Raw genomic sequence first — 17,810 nt, 5'->3', positions numbered from 1 at the left:
GGCGGCTCCCGTCCAGCCCCCGGCGGCACCGGCGCAGCCCGCGCCGGCCGCGCCGGGTGCCGTGCCGGCCGGGTACCACGAGTACAAGGACCCGAGCGGCTTCTCCGTCGTGCTGCCGGACGGTCTGCAGCCGACCGGGTCGGACGCCAACCGGCGGATCTTCAAGAACGCGGCCGACGGCAGCCAGCTGCGGATCGAGTGGACCACGTCGCCCGGGGCGAGCGCGGTCGCGGACTGGCAGGAGTCGGAGCCGAACGTCCGCGGTCAGGTCAGCAACTACCAGCGGCTCAACCTGGCGGCGATCACCTACCGGCAGTGGACCAACGCGGCGGACTGGGAGTGGACCAACGGCACGCCCAGGATGCACTCGCTCAACCGCGGCTTCGTGACCGGGACCCCGCCCAAGTACGGGTACTCGATCTACTGGATAGTCCCGGACGCGGAGTGGGCAGCCCAGGCCCCGCTCCGGGACGTCGTCTTCAACAGCTTCCAGCCCGCGCCGTAGGGCGGCAGGTCCTAACCGATCAGGCGCTGCTTGGCGCGGGTGAACTCGTCCTCGGTGAGCGCACCGGAGGCGCGCAGGGCGGCCAGCCGTTCCAGCTGGCCGATGAGCTGCTCGCCGGCGGACGCCTCGACCGGGGCGGCGGCGGGCCCGGCCTTCGGGGCGTTCCGGGCGGCCCGGGCGGAGGCCCGGAGCTGCTCGGCGAAGAACTCGGCCTTGGCCACGTCCTCGAAGCGGTGCGAGCCGCTGAGCGCCACCACCAGGAGCACTTCGCCGTTGAGCTTGGTGCGGGTCACGGTGACGTCGGTGACGGCGGCGAGCGGAACCGGGACCGGCGGCTTCCCGTCCTTCAGGAAGAGCAGCCGATGGGTGGTCAGCACGAGCACTCCCTTGCGGAAGTGGTCGGGGTGGCGCCCGGCGGTGGAGGCGACCGGCTTCTCGCCGTCGATGACGGTCGCCTCGACGGCGCGGACGGCCTCGGCCTGGTTGGCTTTGCTGCTGTTCCCGGATGCCTCGAAGGCGGTGTCGATCAGATCGGTCCAGTCCATGGGATCGAGCCTAGGGCCTGTCGTCGGACTCCCGTCGTTCGCCCGGAGGCGAGGGAGTTCGACGGCAGGCCCTGGGAGCCGCTCAGTAGGCTGCTCGGTGAGTGAGAGGAACTGGCATGCGAGGCGGCCCCGGTCAGTTGCTGGCGGGGCGGTACCGGCTGACGGACCGCCCCGAACCCTTGCGCGCCCAGGCGGTGGACGAGCGGACCGGTGAATCGGTGCTGCTGGGCGCCCTGGAGCTGCCGGGGGTGCTGACGGCGGGCCAGGATCCGGAGGCGGCGGCCGCGGCGCAAGCGGACCGGATGGTGCGCCGGGTGGCGGCGGTCGGTTCGACCGCGCCGGTCGCGCACCCGCGGCTGCTGCGCGGGGTCGGCGCGTTCGTCGAGGGCGAGCTGCTGTGGACGGTGGAGGAGCGGCCGGTCGGGCGGACGGTGGCCGAGCTGCTCGCCGAAGGGCCGCTGCCGCCGTACCGGGCGGCCGAGTTGGCGGCGGACCTGGCCGGGGCGCTGCGGGCGCTGCACGCGGCCGGGCTGACCCACGGTGCGCTGACCGCGGAGGCGGTGCTGGTCTGCGAGGACGGCGCGGCGATGCTCGGCGGGCTGCTCGCCGGGGTGGCCGAGGAGGCGCTGGCCGAGGAGCTCGGCGGGCCGGGCGGGCGGCGCCGGTACGAGGTGCGGGCGACCCTGGTCGGCCCGGTGGCGGAGCGTTGGCCGCTGGACGGCGGCCCGGCGGGTGACTGCTGGGCGCTCGGGGTGCTGGTGCACCGGCTGGTCACCGGCCGTTCGCCGTACCCGGAGCGGGACGTGCCGGAGCTGGTGACGGCCGTACGGGACGGGCGGCGGGAGCCCTCGGTGGTGTGCGGGCCGCTCGCGCCGCTGGTGGAGCGGCTGTTGCAGCCCGATCCGGTGCTGCGGCCGACGGCGGAGGCGGTGCGCGAGGAGCTGGCGGGGCTGCTGGCGGGGGCGCCGGAGCCGGTCGACGGGGAGGCGGAGGAGCGGAGCCGGGCCGCAGGGGGGCCGGTGCCGGTGTCGGAGACGCCGGCGGTGCCGCGCGGGCGCGGTGGGAGGGCCGTCGGCTCCAGGGCCGGGAGGAGTGCCCGAAAGGGCCGGAACGGTGGGGACTTGGGGGCAGGGAGCGGGGCGAAGCCGCCCCGGATACCCCCCTCCCTGTGGGGCCCGCTGCTGGTGGGCGGAGTGTTCGTGCTGCTGGTGCTGGGAATCGTCGCGGTGGTGCTGTTCGCAGGTTGACGGCCCGCCCGGATTCCGTTCCACCGGTCCGGGGGGTGGGCGTGATTACCGGGGGCGGCAAGGTGCGCCTAATGTGTGCGTGGGATTTGTTCGAACAGTGGTCTGCACCAGGCCCTCCGTCGCGGTGACGGCAGGCGGAATGTGTGGGGGAGCGGGCGCAGATGGGCGTGCAGGACCGGCCGGAGGCGGCCGAGGCGGAGCGTTTGCTGGCCGGGCGGTACGAGCTCGGCGAGCGGCTCGGCCGGGGCGGCATGGGCACCGTCTGGCGGGCCTGGGACCGGATGCTCGACCGGGAGGTCGCGGTCAAGGAGCTGACCGTCAACCACCTGCCCGAGGAGGACCTGCAGATCCTGCACACCCGGATGAAGCGCGAGGCCAGCGCGGCCGCGCGGATCAAGCACCCCGGTGTGATCACCGTGCACGACGTGCTGGAGCAGGACGGCCGGCCGTGGATCGTGATGGAGCTGGTCGACGGCCGCTCGCTGGCCGACGTGATCAGCCAGGACGGCACCCTGCAGCCGCGCGCCGCCGCCGAGGTCGGCAGCCAGGTGCTGGCCGCGCTGCACCGCGGCCACCAGCTGGGCGTGCTGCACCGGGACGTGAAGCCGGCCAACGTGCTGCTGGAGCGCGGCACCGGGCGGGTGGTGCTGCTGGACTTCGGCATCGCGAAGTACGAGGGCTCGACCGAGCTGACCCGGCCGGGCGACCTGGTCGGCTCGCCGGACTACCTGGCGCCGGAGCGCGCCCAGGGCGAGCGGCCCGGTCCCGCCTCCGACCTGTGGGGCCTCGGGGCGACGCTGTACGCGGCGGTCGAGGGCCAGTCGCCGTTCCGGCGGGACTCGCCGATCACCACGCTCGCCGCGGTGGTCGACGAGCCGCTGCCGGAGTCGCGGCGGGCCGGGCCGCTGGGGCCGGTGCTGGCCGCGCTGATGGCGAAGGACCCGGCCGAGCGGCCCACCGCGGACGAGGCGGCCGCGATGCTGGCCGAGGTGCGGGCCGGGCACACGATGGGCCTGAAGTCGGTTCCGTCGGTGCGTACGCCCACTCGGTCGGTGCCGGTGGTGGACCGCACCGAGGGCCCGGTGGCCGTGGCGGAGCCGGCCGAGGGCTCCGAGGAGCCGACCGAGCCGAAGGCCTCCGGGGCCGCCGTCCCCGCCGCGCCGGCCGTCCCTGCCGTCAGCGCCGTGCCCGCCGCGCCCGCTGTTCTCGCCGAACCGGACACCGCCGGGGGCGCGCAGGACGCTGCCCGGGCGCACACCGGTCCCGTCGCGCCGGTGTCGCACTCCATTGCGCCGGAGCGGGGACCGGCCAAGCGCCGCAACCTGCTGAAGATCGTCGGCATAGCGGTGGCCGTCGGCCTGCTGGCCGCCGCGGGCACCTTCCTGGTCACCCGGCACGTGGTCGGCGGCGACACCCCCGACGACCCGACGCCGACCGCCGCCGAGTCCACCGGACCGGAGCCCACCAGCGACGCCACCCCCGCGGTGGCGCCGCCCAGCGGCTACCACTGGGTCGACGACCCGGCCGGCTTCCGCTTCCCGCTGCCGAACGGCACCCCGTCCTGGCAGCGGATCAGCGCCGGGGACAACCAGATCTACTACAGCCCCGACGGCAAGGTGCACTACCTCCAGTTCGCCGTCACGGTCGGCCAGTCGGTCAAGCCGCTGGAGCACATGCGGCAGATGGAGGCCACCGTCGCCAAGTCGCTCAAGGACTACAAGCAGCACCGGATGGCCGGCACGGCGGTGAAGGGCCAGGAGGCGGCGGTCTGGGAGTTCAGCTACCTGGCCAAGGAGGGCGGCCGCCGGCGCGCGATCGAGACCGAGTTCATCAGCCAGGACGGCACCAGCTACGCGATCTACTCGTCCAGCCCGGACCGGGGCAACGAGTGGAACGAGGCCGAGCAGCGCTTCTACGCGGTGCTCAACAACTTCGCCCCGAGCCGCTGACCGGGTCGGGCGGGGGCGCCCGCTTTCGCCCGACTGCGGCAGATTCTTGTTACCGACGGGTACCGGACCGGCCGCCGAGCGCCTAGGCTGCGCCGTATGTCGGACCTCACAGCAGACGCAGTGGCCACCGAACCCTCCGGCGCCGGCAACCCGGCGGCCCCCGGCGGCGGCCGGACCGTCGCCGCGGCCGTCCCGCCGTCCCTGGTCGCCAGGCTGGCCACCGGCGTCACCGCCACCGGTGAACCCGACCTGGTGGAGACCGTCGCCCCGCTGACCGGCGAACGGCTGGCCAGCCTGCCGCAGTCCACCCCGGCCGACGTCGAGGTCGCCTTCCAGCTGGCCCGCCGCGCCCAGGGGGCCTGGGCCGCGCTGCCGGTGCGCCGCCGCGCCGCCGTCCTGCTGCGCTTCCACGACCTGCTGCTCAAGCGGCAGGACGAGGTGCTGGACCTCGTCCAGGCGGAGACCGGCAAGGCCCGGCTGCACGCCTTCGAGGAGGTGCTGGCCGTCGCCATGGCCGCCCGGCACTACGGGCGGGCCGCGCACGGGTACCTCAAGGACAAGCGGCACGGCGGCGCGCTGCCGGTGCTCACCCACGCCGTCGAGGCCCGCCGCCCCAAGGGCGTGGTCGGCCACATCTCGCCGTGGAACTACCCGCTGGAGCTGTCCGTCGGCGACGCCCTGCCGGCCTTCGTGGCCGGCAACGCGGTGGTCAACAAGCCCGACACCCAGACCGCGCTGACCGCGCTGTGGGCCCGCGAGCTGCTGATCGAGGCCGGACTGCCCGCCGACCTGTGGCAGATCGTGATCGGCGACGGCCCGGTGATCGGCCCCGCCGTGGTGGAGCACGCCGACTACGTCTCGTTCACCGGCTCCACCCGCACCGGCCGCGACGTCGCCCAGCGCGCCGCCGCCCGGCTGGTCGGCGCCTCGCTCGAACTCGGCGGCAAGAACGCCATGCTGGTGCTCGCCGACGCCGACCTCGACGCGGCCGCCGCGGGCGCCGTACGGGCCTGCTTCTCCTCCGCCGGACAGCTCTGCATCTCGATCGAGCGGCTGCTGGTGCACCGCTCGGTGGCCGACGAGTTCCTGGAGCGCTTCGCCGCCCGCACCCGGGCGCTGCGCCTCGGCGGCGGCCTCGCGTACGGCGCGGACATGGGCTCGCTGGTCTCCGCCCGCCAGCTGGAGACCACCGGCCGGCACGTGGAGGAGGCGGTCAAGGCGGGTGCCACCGTGGTGGCCGGCGGGCGCGCCCGGCCGGACCTCGGCCCGCTCTTCTACGAGCCGACCATCCTCGACGGCGTCACCCCGGAGATGGCGGTCTGCGCCGAGGAGACCTTCGGCCCGGTCGTCTCCCTCTACCGCTTCGACACCGAGGAGGAGGCGGTGGCCGCCGCCAACTCCACGCCGTACGGCCTGAACTCCAGCGTCTGGACCAGGGACCTGCGGCGCGGCCGGGCGGTCGCTGCCCGGCTGCGCACCGGCACGGTCAACGTCAACGAGGCGTACGCCGCCGCGTACGGCTCGGTCGGCTCGCCGATGGGCGGCATGGGCGACTCCGGGCTGGGCCGCCGGCACGGCGCGGAGGGCATCCTGCGCTTCACCGAGGCGCAGACCGTCGCGACCCAGCGGCTGATGCCGATCGCGCCCTCGTTCGGCCTGGACGACAAGCAGTTCGCCGCCCTGATGACCGGCGGGCTGCGGGTGCTCAAGGCGCTGCGCTTCAAGTAGGCCCCCGCAGACAGGCCCCAGGGCCCCGCACCTGCGGCGGGGCCCGGTTCGCGGTACCCACAGGCAGGTTCACCCGGTGAAGGAGCGGTGGCAGATGGTGCAGTCCGGCGGTGCGGCGGAGTTCGACTACGACGTGGTGGTGGTCGGGTCCGGCTTCGGCGGTTCGGTCGCGGCCCTGCGGCTGACCGAGAAGGGCTACCGGGTCGCCGTCCTGGAGGCCGGCCGGCGCTTCGACCGGGACGAACTGCCCAGGAACTCCTGGGACCTGCCGAACTACCTGTGGGCGCCGGCGCTCGGGCTGTACGGCATCCAGCGGATCCACCTGCTGGCCAACGTGCTGATCCTGGCCGGCGCCGGGGTCGGCGGCGGCTCGCTGAACTACGCCAACACCCTGTACGTGCCGCCGAAGGCCTTCTTCGAGGACCGCCAGTGGCGCCACATCACCGACTGGCAGCAGGAGTTGGCGCCGTTCTACGACCAGGCGCAGCGGATGCTCGGGGTCCGGCTCAACCCGACCCTCACCCCCTCCGACGTCCACCTCAAGGCGGCCGCCGAGCGGATGGGCGTCGGCGACACCTTCCACATGGCGCCGGTCGGGGTCTTCTTCGGCGACGGCGAGGACACCGACGGCACCGCCAAGGCGGCCCCCGGGGGCGAGGTCGCCGACCCGTACTTCGGCGGTGCCGGCCCGGCCCGCAAGGCCTGCGTGGAGTGCGGCGAGTGCATGACCGGCTGCCGGCACGGCGCCAAGAACATGCTCACCGAGAACTACCTGTACCTGGCCGAGCGGGGCGGGGCGGAGATCCACCCGCTCACCACGGTGGCCCGGATCCGGGAGATCGAAGGGGCCGACGGGAGCGGCGGCTACGCGGTGGACGTGCGCCGCACCGACGCGCGGTCGAGGACCGACCGGGTGAAGGCGGGCGCGCGGACCGTCACCGCGGCCCGGGTGGTCGTCGCGGCCGGCACCTACGGCACCCAGTCGCTGCTGCACCGGATGCGGGACGGCGGCCACCTGCCCCGGATCTCGGCGCGGCTGGGCGAGCTGACCCGCACCAACTCCGAGGCCCTGGTGGGCGCGCAGACCACCGACCGGCGCTACGGCAGCAAGGCGGACTTCACCAAGGGCGTGGCGATCACCTCCTCGATCCACCCGGACGCCAACACCCACATCGAGCCGGTCCGCTACGGCAAGGGCTCCAACGCGATGGGCGCGCTGTCCATCGCCCAGGTCAGGGGCGGTGGGGCGGTCCCGCGCTGGCTGCGCTACCTGGGCAACACGGCGCTCCACCCGGTGACCTTCGCCCGCTCGATGAACCAGCGCCGCTGGTCCGAGAAGACGATCATCGGCCTGGTGATGCAGTCGCTGGACAACTCGATCACCGTCTCGCTGAAGAAGGGCCCGCTCGGCAAGGCCCGGCTCACCTCCGGCCAGGGCCACGGCGAACCCAACCCGACCTGGATCCCGGCGGCGGAGCGGGGCGCCCAGGCGCTGGCCGACGAGATCAACGGCTTCCCGGGCAGCACCGTCGGCGAGATCTTCGACATCCCGATGACGGCGCACTTCCTCGGCGGCTGCCCGATCGGCGACGCCCCCGAGACCGGCGTGGTGGACCCGTACCACCGGCTGTACGGCTACCCCGGGATCAGCGTGGTGGACGGTTCGGCCGTCTCCGCCAACCTGGGCGTCAACCCCTCGCTCACCATCACCGCCCAGGCCGAGCGCGCCATGTCGATGTGGCCGAACAAGGGCGAGGCGGACCAGCGCCCGGCCCAGGGCGCGGAGTACCTGCGGGTGGCGGCGGTGGCGCCGGCCCGGCCGGCCGTGCCCGAGGGCGCGTTCGGCGCGCTGCGGCTGCCGCTGCTGCCCGTCCCGGAGGTCCCGAAGAAGCGCGGCTGAGACCGGCCCGACGGGCCAATCCGCCTGCCCCGGTTCCCGGTTGACATCCGTTCGGGTCCGATGGGATAAACGGGCTCCCTGGAGCGGCCAGGGACTCGTCGAGCGGGGGGAACGCGGGCCATGGCCAACTGCACATCGTGCGGGGCGACTTCGGAGGAGGGGGTGCCCGCCTGCGGGTCGTGCGGTCGGCCGTTCGCGCCCCCTGCCCCGGCGGCCGCCGCCCCGCCCGCCGTCCCGCCCGTCCCACCGCCTCCGCCGGGTGCGGCTCCGCCCGTCCCGCCGCCGTACGGACCGCAGCCCGGGTACGGACCCCAGCCCGGGTACGGGCCGGTGGCCGCGGTCCCGCCCGCCCTGGGCAGCTGGGGTGCCGGGCAGGAGTACGACAAGCAGCCCGCCTTCCAGCGCCTGCTGACCGCCGCGGACTGGCGCCCGGCCGTCAAGGTCGCCGTCGCGCCGACCCTCGTCCTGCTGGCCGCCGCGCTGATCGCGGCGATCCCGAGCGACTACCAGTACGAGTACCGGTTCCAGTCGGCCGGCTTCGGCGAGCGCTTCGGCTCGGCGGTGTCGATGGCCCTGAACGCCCTCGGCGCACCGTTCCGGCTCGGGTACCAGAGCCCGCTGGGCCACGACCGGACCGACCGGCTGGAGATCGCCCTCCGGGTGCTGCCGATGACCGTCACCGTCCTGTGGTGCCTGGCGCTCTGGCTCGGCCTGCGGGCCGGGCTGCGCCGGCGCAAGGCCGTGGTGGGCCAGCTCACCCGGGGCCAGGCCGCCGCCGAGGCACTGCGCACCGCCCTGGTCCTCGCGGCGGTGAGCGGACTGCTCGGGCTGCTCGGCGGCACCGAATGGAACCCCTCGGGCCGCGCCGCGAAACCCGACTACTTCGGCGACTTCGGCTCCGGCGCCCAGAAGTCCGGTCAACCGCTGATCACGGTGGGCTCCGGCTGGCTGGAGGCGGTCGCCTGGACCGCGGTGCTGGCCGGCCTGCTGGCCTTCCTCGTCCACGGCACCGACGCGCTGCGCTGGGCCGCCTGGCGCAGCCGCGCGGTGCGCGGCTGGGCGGTGTCCGCGCTGGCCGCCGGCCAGGCGCTGGCGGTCACGGTCGGGCTGTCCTCGGTGACGGCCTTCGTCCTGGTCGCGGCCACCAGCGAGAGCGGGGCGCAGACCGGGATCTCGCTGGCCTTCCTGCCCAACCTCGGCCTCAACCTGCTCGGCTTCGGCTCGGGGGCGACCTTCCGGGCGCACTCCGGACTGTCCGGCAGCGACGGCTCCCGCGGCGACTCCTCCTGGGGCGACCGCAGCAGCGAGACCGACTTCTCCTTCTTCGACCTGCACGACCTGACCGGCGACTGGCGCTGGGCCGGGCTGCTCGCGCTCGTCTCGGCGGCCCTGCTCGGCCGGGTGGCGTTCCGGCGGGGGCTGGACGCGGCCGACCGGCTGCGCCTGGCCGCCGTGCACGCCGGGGCGCTCACCCTGCTGATGACGGTCTCCGGGGTACTGATGACGCGGACCACGTCCAGCTCGGGCTGGATCGGCTCGGCGCGGATGGAGATCTCCCAGGAGGAGTCGGGCGGGCTGGCCTTCGTGAGCGTGCTGGTGGCCAACGCGGTCTGGGCGCTGGCCGGCGCGCTGCTGGTGCCGCCGCTGCTGGCGGCCTTCCGCGGCCGGGGCGCGGGTGCGCCGCAGGGCGCCGTGCCGTACGCCGAGTCCCCGTTCGCCCCGGGGCGGGGCACGGTGCCCCATCCGGCGGTGCCGCCGCAGGCGCCGTGCGCGACGCCGCCGTACGGCGTTCCGGCCCAAGGGGTGCCGGCTCAGGGCGTTCCGGGGCACGGGGTGCCGACGCAGGCCGACGCGCCGCAGGACGCGCCGTTCGCCCCCGGCGGCGGGGTGAGCGAGGTGCTCGGCTCGCACGAGGAGCCGCCCGCCCCGACTGGCGGGAGGCCGGTGCCCGGCGCGGTGCCGCCGCCTCCGGCCGAGGAGCCGGTCGACCCGAGCGTGTGGCGCGAGCACCCCTGAGCGGGCACCCCTGAGCGCGCATCCCTGAGGAATGAGGAAAGGGCAAAGGGCCCCGCGGGGGAACGGGGCCCTTTGTCGTTCAGCACTCGGCGTCAGGGCCGCGCCGGTGCTGGGGTGACGGCGCCGGGGGAGGAGCGCCGTCGGGTCGGTCGGCTTCGGGGCGCGCCGCGCGGCTCCGGTGTGGGTGGCCGGCCGCGCGGGGCGCGCACGCCCGTGCGCGGTGGCTCGGCGCACAGGTCTGCGCCGGTCCTACGCTCACGGAGCGTGAACTGAGGAACCGCGGCCGCCTTCCGTGGCGCGGCTGCGGAGAACGCCGTCGCGGGCCCCTCGGTGAGCCGTGAGGCGCCGGGAGAACCGCGTACAACGAGCATCGTGCTGGACGGAGGGCTCGCTCTGCAACCGGTTCGGCACAGTTCGGCACAGAGCATTTCCTGCCGGGGCCGCCGTCGATGATCACGGTGCGTAGTGGTCCGGATGGTTGTGGCGCACGGGGACGCGCGTAGCGGCGCGGGGTGAAGGGGGAGTGCGCCCGGGCGCGCACCGGACCGGACCGGGGGTGCGACGGCCGGCCCCGGGCGTCCCCGGACTCCGGCCGTCCCACCTCTCGGCCCAGTCGCGGCCGGGGTCGCTGTCCCCTGCTGGCCGGCCGCGGCACCCGCGCACGGTCCCACGGTGCCGCTGCCCGGCGGGCCGGGCGGCGGCACCACGTGCGCCGGTGGACTGGGATGGAACTCCACGCGTGGTCCTGCTGCCGTACGGCGGTGCCCCCGCGGGGGCGGGCGGCGCGTCTGGCGGACGCGGCGCGGCCGTACGTTCGTAGGAAGCAACGAACCGCCGCCCCGCCCGGTCACGGTCGTTCGGACGGGCAGACGAGTGAAACCGGACAGCCCGGTAGAATCGGTGTCCAGACACCCCACACCGTCCGCCGCAGCCGCAGCCCCCCTGCCGGGGAGGCGGTCACGCGCGGGCACCTCGATACCGCTGCCGGAAGGCCGTCTGTGTCCTCTGCAATTCCCGTCCAGTCCGCGCCGGACAACGACCCCGTTCTGGTGGTCGACTTCGGCGCCCAGTACGCCCAGCTCATCGCCCGTCGGGTGCGTGAGGCGCGGGTCTACAGCGAGATCGTGCCGAGCAGCATGCCGGTCGCCGAGATGCTCGCCAAGAACCCCAAGGCGATCATCCTCTCCGGCGGCCCGTCGTCGGTCTACGAAGAGGGCGCGCCGCAGATCGACCGCGCGATCTTCGAGGCCGGTGTCCCGGTCTTCGGCATGTGCTACGGCTTCCAGCTGATGGCCAAGACCCTCGGCGGCACCGTCGACAACAACGGCGCCCGCGAGTACGGCCGCACCCCGCTGACCGTCTCCCGCAGCGGCTCCACCCTGTTCGAGGGCGTCCCGGCGCAGCACTCGGTGTGGATGTCGCACGGCGACGCCTGCTCGGCCGCCCCCGAGGGCTTCGCCGTCACCGCCTCCACCGACCTGGTCCCGGTCGCGGCCTTCGAGAACGACGAGGCCCGGCTGTACGGCGTCCAGTACCACCCCGAGGTGCTGCACTCCGACCACGGCCAGCAGATCCTGGAGCACTTCCTCTACCGCGGCGCCGGCATCGCCCCCACCTGGACCACCGGCAGCGTGGTCGAGGAGCAGGTCGCCCTGATCCGCGAGCAGGTCGGCGACAAGCGCGCCATCTGCGGCCTGTCCGGCGGCGTGGACTCCGCGGTCGCGGCCGCGCTGGTCAACCGCGCCATCGGCGACCAGCTGACCTGCGTCTACGTCGACCACGGCCTGATGCGCAAGGGCGAGACCGAGCAGGTCGAGAAGGACTTCGTGGCCGCCACCGGCGTCCAGCTGAAGGTCGTCGACGCCTCCGAGCGCTTCCTGAACGCGCTGAAGGGGGTCACCGACCCCGAGGAGAAGCGCAAGATCATCGGCCGCGAGTTCATCCGCGTGTTCGAGCAGGCCCAGGCCGAGATCATCGCCGAGGCCGGCGAGCACGGCGAGTCGGTCGACTTCCTGGTCCAGGGCACCCTGTACCCGGACGTGGTGGAGTCCGGCGGCGGCGAGGGCACCGCCAACATCAAGTCCCACCACAACGTCGGCGGCCTGCCCGAGGACCTCCAGTTCCAGCTGGTCGAGCCGCTGCGCAAGCTGTTCAAGGACGAGGTCCGGATGGTCGGCCAGGAGCTGGGCCTGCCGGAGGAGATCGTCCAGCGCCAGCCGTTCCCGGGCCCGGGCCTGGGCATCCGGATCGTCGGCGAGGTCACCAAGGAGCGTCTGGACCTGCTCCGCGACGCCGACGCGATCGCCCGCGAGGAGCTGACCGCGGCCGGTCTGGACCGCGAGATCTGGCAGTGCCCGGTCGTGCTGCTCGCCGACGTCCGCAGCGTGGGCGTGCAGGGCGACGGCCGCACCTACGGTCACCCGATCGTGCTGCGCCCGGTCTCGTCCGAGGACGCCATGACCGCCGACTGGTCGCGCCTGCCGTACGACGTGCTGGCGAAGATCTCCACCCGGATCACCAACGAGGTCCGCGACGTGAACCGCGTCGTCGTCGACGTCACCAGCAAGCCGCCGGGCACCATCGAGTGGGAGTGACCCCTCCCACCGGCCGCCGGGGCGCTTCGTCGTCCTGAGGCCGATGCCTGAACGGCCGCGCCGTCGTTCCCGTACTGAAGGGAGCGACGGCGCGGCCGTTTCGCGGTGCGGGCGCCGCTCTCCGGGAGGGACCTCCCACCGAAAGCGGTCGGGAGCGGGCAGAATGCGGACCGGACCTGTCAGGGAGTGGCGGGCGGCGAGGGAAGGTGTGAGGGATGTCGGAGGCCAGCAACCCGGTGCCGGCCGGTGGGGGAGCGGCAGGCCGGGCCGCCCGGGCGGCGCAGCGGAGGGCGCTCGCGTCCAGGTACGCGCTGCTGCCCCTGCGGCTCTTCCTCGGCGTCACGTTCGTCTACGCCGCCCTCGACAAGCTCTCCGACGCCCACTTCCTGGCCGGAGCGGGCGACCCGGCCTCCTTCGTCTCGCAGACCCAGGCCGCCAAGGCGGGCGGCAGCCCGATCTCCTTCCTGCTCGGCCCCGCCCTCGACCACCCGACCCTGTTCGCGCTCGCCATCGCCTTCGGCGAGCTGGCGGTGGGCCTCGGCACCCTGGTCGGCCTCTGGGGCCGGGCCGCCGCGCTCGGCGGCGCCCTGCTCAACCTCAGCCTGTGGCTGACCGTCAGCTGGAGCGTCTCGCCGTACTACCTCGGCAACGACCTGGCCTACCTGATGGCCTGGACGCCGCTGCTGCTGGCCGGCACGCCGTACCTGTCGGTGGACGGCTACCTGGCCCGCCGGGCCGGGCGGGACCGCGAGCGCGGGCTGGGCGAGGACCACGTCAAGCGCCGGGCCCTGGTGGACGGCGGGATCGCGGCCGTCGCGATCGGCGGGGCCGGGCTGCTCACCGGCTCGCTGACCCGCACCTTCGGCCGGGACCGGACGGCCGCGCCCAAGCAGTCGGCGGCCCCGGCCTCCGGCGCCCCGGCCCCCGGTGCCCCGGCCGCCACCGCCCCGGCCCCCGCGGTGCCCGCCGCGAGCGTGCCGGTCGGCGGCTCGGCCCAGGTCAAGGACCCGGCCACCGGGGACGCCGTCTACATCGTCCAGCCCAAGGCCGGCCAGTACTGCGCCTTCTCCGCCGTGTGCACCCACGCGGGCTGCGCCGTGGACGCGCCGAAGAACGGCCAGCTGTACTGCCCCTGCCACGGCTCCCGGTTCGACGCCGCGACCGGTGCGGTGGTCAACGGGCCGGCGGTCAAGCCGCTGCCCAGGTACGCCGTCAGCAAGGACGGGGACCGGCTGACCCTGGGCCCGCAGCAGAGCTGACGCCCCAGGGTCGGTCGGGGCGGGTCACTCCTCGCGGTCGGGCCGGCCGCGCCGGGCCACCGCCGCGACCGCGCCGGCCAGGCCGCCGACGCCGAGCACGATGAAGGTGACCGGGATGACGATCCGCCCGTTCACCGACTGGTCGTTGAGCGCCGCGACCAGGTAGAGCACGGCGATCACCGTGAACAGCGCGCCCGCGATCAGCGAGAACAGGTCGAGCCGGTGCTTCCTCACTGCTGGACCACCTTGATGTTGCCGAGCCCGATCCCGAGTTCGAGATTGAGGGTCCCCTTGGCCGGCTGCCCGTTGGCAGGGCCGATCAGGTAGGTGTGCCGCCCGGTGCCGTCGCTCCGGTCACCGGGGAGGGCGACGTTGCCGAGGCCGATCCGGGTCACCAGGTTCACCGTCACGTCGTCCGGCACGGTGACGGTCATGTCGCCGACGCCCAGGTCGACCTTGGTGGCGAGGGCGGCCCCGGCCGGGTCGAGTCCGGACAGGTCCAGCCTGATCTCCCCGGCGCCCAGGTTGTACCGGTCGTGCAGGTCGGACGCCGAGGCGACGGTCCAGGCGCGGTCGCCCACCGCGTCGCGCACGGAGTCCGGCGAGTGGCCGACGAAGGCCAGCGCCAGGGTGAGCAGCAGACCGGTCACCGCCAGCCGCCGGGCCCGGCCGAACTTCGCGCCGACCAGCAGCGTCAGGCCCACCACCAGCAGCGCGGTGGCCAGCACCGTCGCGCTCAGCACGGTGGGGTTGTGGCCGCGGTCGACGGAGGCGGACCAGACCGCGGCGGCGGCGCCGATCGCCAGTAGGAAGCCGAAGAAGCCGAGTGCCGAGCGCTCCCGGGGGCGCCGTGCGGCGGCGGCCTCGGGGCGGCGCTTCGCGCCCTCCTTGCGCAGCGGGTCGCCCTCCGGCAGGTCGGCGCGCTGCCACCAGGGCTGGGCCGGGGTGCCGGCCGGCGGCACCGGGGTGCCGTACGGCGGGGTCGGCGTGCCGTGGGGCGGGGTCGGGGCGGTCGGGGCGGTGGCCCCGTACGGGTTGCGCTCCGGGTGGCGCGGGTCCCACAGGTAGCCGCCGGCGCCGTCGGCGGGGGCCTTCCCGGCGGCCCGGGCGGCCCCGTCCTGTTCCGGCCGCGGCCAGCGGTAGGCCCCGGCACCGTCCGCGGCGGTGCCGCCGGTGCCCTCGGACCCGGGGAAGTGGCGGTCGTACGGGCCGCCGTTCCGGTGCTCGCGCCCCCGGCCCCGGCGGCGGTCCGGGTCGTAGCGCACCGCCAGGAAGACCAGGGCGGCGAGCAGCAGCAGCGGGAACAGCTGGCCGCCGTCGCCCATCGAGGAGAAGAAGACCCCGGTGCCGATCACGGTCAGCAGCACCGCGCCGACCGACTGGCCGTCCACCCGCCCGGTGAGCACCCGCTGGAGCTCGGTGCGCCCGCCGCGGCCGTTGGCCCCGTCGTCGGTCGGGACGATCAGCCAGGCCAGGCCGTACAGGAACAGCCCGAGGCCGCCGGAGAGGCAGAGCACCACCGTGACGACCCGGAAGACCACCGGGTCGATGTCCAGGTGCCGGCCGAGGCCGCCGCAGACGCCGGCCACCACGCGGTGGTGCTCGGTCCTGGTCAGTGGCGGGCGGTCCGGTTCCGGCGGGGCGGCGGGCCCGGTTTCCTCGATGCGGGGGTCCTCGGTCATGGACACCATCCTTCCGGCAGAGGACCGCCCGGCCCAACCGGGTCGAGCCCTGTCCGTACCCTGACTTGTCCCTGATACGGGATGGGGACACACCCTGATGCGCCCGCGGGTGCCCGCGTGGAACCATCGGTGGCGTGGCAGCCCCCGGTACCGATCCCCGATCCATCGCCCCCGACACCGCGTCGTCGGCCGGCGCCGACCCGAGCGCGCCCGACGACGGGCGGCCGCCCTACCGCCGGCTCTACCGCAGCCCGCAGGGACGGATGCTGGGCGGCGTCGCGCACGGCCTGGCGGTGCACCTCGGGCTGCCGGTGCGGTGGGTGCGGATCGCCTTCGTCGTGCTGTTCTTCGCGCAGGGGATCGGCGCGCTGCTGTACGCCGCGTTCTGGTTCGTGGTGCCGATCGGCATCGGCGAGCCCTCGCAGCGCGCCGGCGCCCAGTGGGTGTACTTCAACGGGGCGTTCGTCCCGGCCTCGCCGGGGGTGCAGGGCGGCCTGCTGAGCAAGGCCGGCCAGGCCGGCGGCTGGGTGGGCCGGATGCGCCGGCTGCTCCAGCTCACCCTGCAGGGCGAGCCGGTGGGCGCCCCGGCGGAGGGGGAGGAGGCCGAGTCGGCCGGCAAGGCCGGGCAGGGCGGCCTCGGCCAGCTCGCCGCCCTGGTGATGACGGTGGTCGGCGTGATCGCCCTGCTCAACGTGCTCGGCTGGCAGACCGCCAAGCCGTACACCTGGCCGCTGCTGGCGATCGGCGTCGGCGTGGCGCTGGTCTGGCGGCAGGCCGACGACTCGCGCTGGCAGCGCTGGTTCGGCATCGAGGAGGGCGAGAAGCGGCGCGGCGCCTACACCCGGGTCGGCGCCGGCGTGCTGCTCGCGGTCGCGGGCACCATCGCGCTGCTCGCCATGCAGGGCAGCGGCTCCACCCTCGCCTCGGTGATCGAGGCCTCGCTCGCCGTGCTGGCCGGTGTGCTGGTGCTGCTCGGCCCGTACGGCCTGCGGCTCTGGCAGGACCTCGGGGTCGAGCGCACCGCCCGCATCCGGGCCCAGGAGCGCGCCGAGATCGCCGCGCACATCCACGACTCCGTGCTGCACACCCTGACCCTGATCCAGCGCCGGGCCGAGGACCCCAAGGAGGTGCTGCGGCTGGCCCGCTCGCAGGAGCGCGAGCTGCGGCTGTGGCTGTACCGCCCGGAGGCCGCCGCCGAGGCCGCGCCGGACACCATGGCGGAGAGCCTGCGGGCCGCCGTCGCCGAGGTCGAGGACCGGCACGGCGTCCCGGTCGAGCTGGTGATCGTCGGCGACTGCCCGATGGACGAGCGGATCGCGGCCCAGATGCAGGCCGCGAGGGAGGCGACCGTCAACGCGGCCAAGTACGGTGGCGGGGGACCGGTCCAGGTCTACGCCGAGGTCGAGGGGAGGACGGTGTCGGTGTTCGTCCGCGACCACGGCCCCGGCTTCGACCCCGACACGGTGCCCGAGGACCGGATGGGCGTACGGGAGTCGATCATCGGCCGGATGAAGCGCAACGGCGGCACCGCACGGGTGCGGCCGGCGGCGGGCGGCGGCACCGAGGTCGAGCTGGAGATGGAGAGAACGAATGACTGAGGCAGCTCCGGAGCGCACGGCCCGGGTCGTGCTGGTGGACGATCACCGGATGTTCCGGACGGGGGTCAGGGCCGAGATCGGCCGCACCGAGGTGACCGGCATCGACGTGGTCGGCGAGGCCGACGACGTGGACTCGGCGGTCCGGGTGGTCGCCGAGACCAGGCCGGACGTGGTGCTGCTCGACGTCCACCTGCCGGGCGGCGGCGGCGTCGAGGTGCTGCGCCGCTCGGTCGGGGTGATGGGCGAGCAGGGCGGGGTGAAGTTCCTGGCGCTGTCGGTGTCGGACGCCGCCGACGACGTCATCGGCGTCATCCGCGGCGGCGCGCGCGGCTACGTCACCAAGACCATCACCGGCACCGACCTGGTGAACGCGATCTTCCGGATCGCCGACGGCGACGCGGTGTTCTCGCCCCGGCTGGCCGGTTTCGTGCTGGACGCCTTCGCCGCCACCGACACCCCGCCGGTGGACGAGGACCTGGACCGGCTCACCCAGCGCGAGCGCGAGGTCCTGCGGCTGATCGCCCGCGGCTACGCCTACAAGGAGATCGCCAAGCAGCTCTTCATCTCGGTGAAGACGGTCGAGAGCCACGTCTCCGCCGTCCTGCGCAAGCTCCAGCTCAGCAACCGCCACGAGCTGACCCGCTGGGCCACCGCCCGCCGCCTGGTCTGAGGCACCCCGGCGTCCTGGGGCGCCGCCACGGAGCCCGCCCGCCCCGCTTCGTCCGGGGGGGGCGGGCTTGGCGGTGGGTGGCCAAAGACTCCATTTGCCCATTGTATCCACTTTTTC

The 17,810-nt window shown here is 74.7% G+C and carries 12 protein-coding genes and 1 pseudogene; 10 read left to right on the top strand and 3 right to left on the bottom strand.

Annotation, left to right across the window (positions count from 1 at the left end; genetic code table 11):
• Positions 1–505, top strand: a pseudogene (locus ACWDCZ_RS33520) (hypothetical protein); the annotation flags it as partial.
• An 11-nt stretch (positions 506–516) separates the two neighbouring features.
• Here the strand turns inward: ACWDCZ_RS33520 and ACWDCZ_RS33515 are convergent.
• Entirely contained in the window at positions 517–1,050 is a 534-nt protein-coding gene (locus ACWDCZ_RS33515; RefSeq protein ID WP_053112601.1) for an SHOCT domain-containing protein, read from the bottom strand.
• Between the two features lie 116 nt (positions 1,051–1,166).
• Here ACWDCZ_RS33515 and ACWDCZ_RS33510 point away from each other — a divergent pair, with 116 nt between their 5' ends.
• The 7 genes from ACWDCZ_RS33510 to ACWDCZ_RS33480 all read left to right on the top strand — a co-directional run bounded on the left by ACWDCZ_RS33510 (position 1,167) and on the right by ACWDCZ_RS33480 (position 13,743).
• Entirely contained in the window at positions 1,167–2,297 is a 1,131-nt protein-coding gene (locus ACWDCZ_RS33510) for a protein kinase domain-containing protein (RefSeq protein ID WP_449817812.1), read from the top strand.
• Between the two features lie 161 nt (positions 2,298–2,458).
• Positions 2,459–4,246, top strand: a complete 1,788-nt coding sequence (locus tag ACWDCZ_RS33505) for a serine/threonine-protein kinase (RefSeq protein WP_449817811.1) — start codon at positions 2,459–2,461, stop codon at positions 4,244–4,246.
• A 96-nt stretch (positions 4,247–4,342) separates the two neighbouring features.
• On the top strand, positions 4,343–5,974 hold the full coding sequence (locus tag ACWDCZ_RS33500) for a succinic semialdehyde dehydrogenase (protein ID WP_049657028.1): 1,632 nt from the start codon (positions 4,343–4,345) through the stop codon (positions 5,972–5,974).
• A gap of 94 nt (positions 5,975–6,068) precedes the next feature.
• Positions 6,069–7,874 (top strand): GMC oxidoreductase, encoded by a 1,806-nt coding sequence (locus ACWDCZ_RS33495; RefSeq protein ID WP_449817810.1) that lies wholly within the window; start codon positions 6,069–6,071, stop codon positions 7,872–7,874.
• Between the two features lie 330 nt (positions 7,875–8,204).
• On the top strand, positions 8,205–9,890 hold the full coding sequence (locus ACWDCZ_RS33490) for a proline-rich domain-containing protein (RefSeq protein ID WP_449817809.1): 1,686 nt from the start codon (positions 8,205–8,207) through the stop codon (positions 9,888–9,890).
• 998 nt (positions 9,891–10,888) lie between these two features.
• Complete coding sequence (gene guaA / locus ACWDCZ_RS33485; RefSeq protein ID WP_049659666.1) at positions 10,889–12,484, top strand: glutamine-hydrolyzing GMP synthase; 1,596 nt, start codon at positions 10,889–10,891, stop codon at positions 12,482–12,484.
• Between the two features lie 215 nt (positions 12,485–12,699).
• Complete coding sequence (locus ACWDCZ_RS33480) at positions 12,700–13,743, top strand: Rieske 2Fe-2S domain-containing protein (RefSeq protein WP_074003935.1); 1,044 nt, start codon at positions 12,700–12,702, stop codon at positions 13,741–13,743.
• Positions 13,744–13,767: 24 nt separating this feature from the next.
• Here ACWDCZ_RS33480 and ACWDCZ_RS33475 read toward each other — a convergent pair whose 3' ends face one another.
• Entirely contained in the window at positions 13,768–13,977 is a 210-nt protein-coding gene (locus ACWDCZ_RS33475) for a hypothetical protein (protein WP_049661234.1), read from the bottom strand.
• Positions 13,974–15,425, bottom strand: a complete 1,452-nt coding sequence (locus ACWDCZ_RS33470; RefSeq protein WP_449817808.1) for a PspC domain-containing protein — start codon at positions 15,423–15,425, stop codon at positions 13,974–13,976. Before ACWDCZ_RS33470 ends, ACWDCZ_RS33475 begins: the two co-directional genes overlap by 4 nt.
• Before the next feature lie 134 nt (positions 15,426–15,559).
• Between ACWDCZ_RS33470 and ACWDCZ_RS33465 the strand changes: the two genes are divergently transcribed.
• Positions 15,560–17,023, top strand: coding sequence for a PspC domain-containing protein (locus ACWDCZ_RS33465; protein ID WP_449817807.1), 1,464 nt, complete (start codon positions 15,560–15,562; stop codon positions 17,021–17,023).
• Positions 17,016–17,693: a LuxR C-terminal-related transcriptional regulator gene (locus ACWDCZ_RS33460; protein ID WP_049658372.1), complete on the top strand. Its 678-nt coding sequence runs from the start codon at positions 17,016–17,018 to the stop codon at positions 17,691–17,693. Before ACWDCZ_RS33465 ends, ACWDCZ_RS33460 begins: the two co-directional genes overlap by 8 nt.
• The last annotated feature ends 117 nt before the right edge of the window (positions 17,694–17,810 follow it).

Source organism: Kitasatospora sp. NPDC001225 (assembly GCF_053597855.1).
The sequence above is the reverse complement of the archived record's forward strand: the minus strand, read 5'-3'. Positions and strand labels throughout refer to the sequence as shown.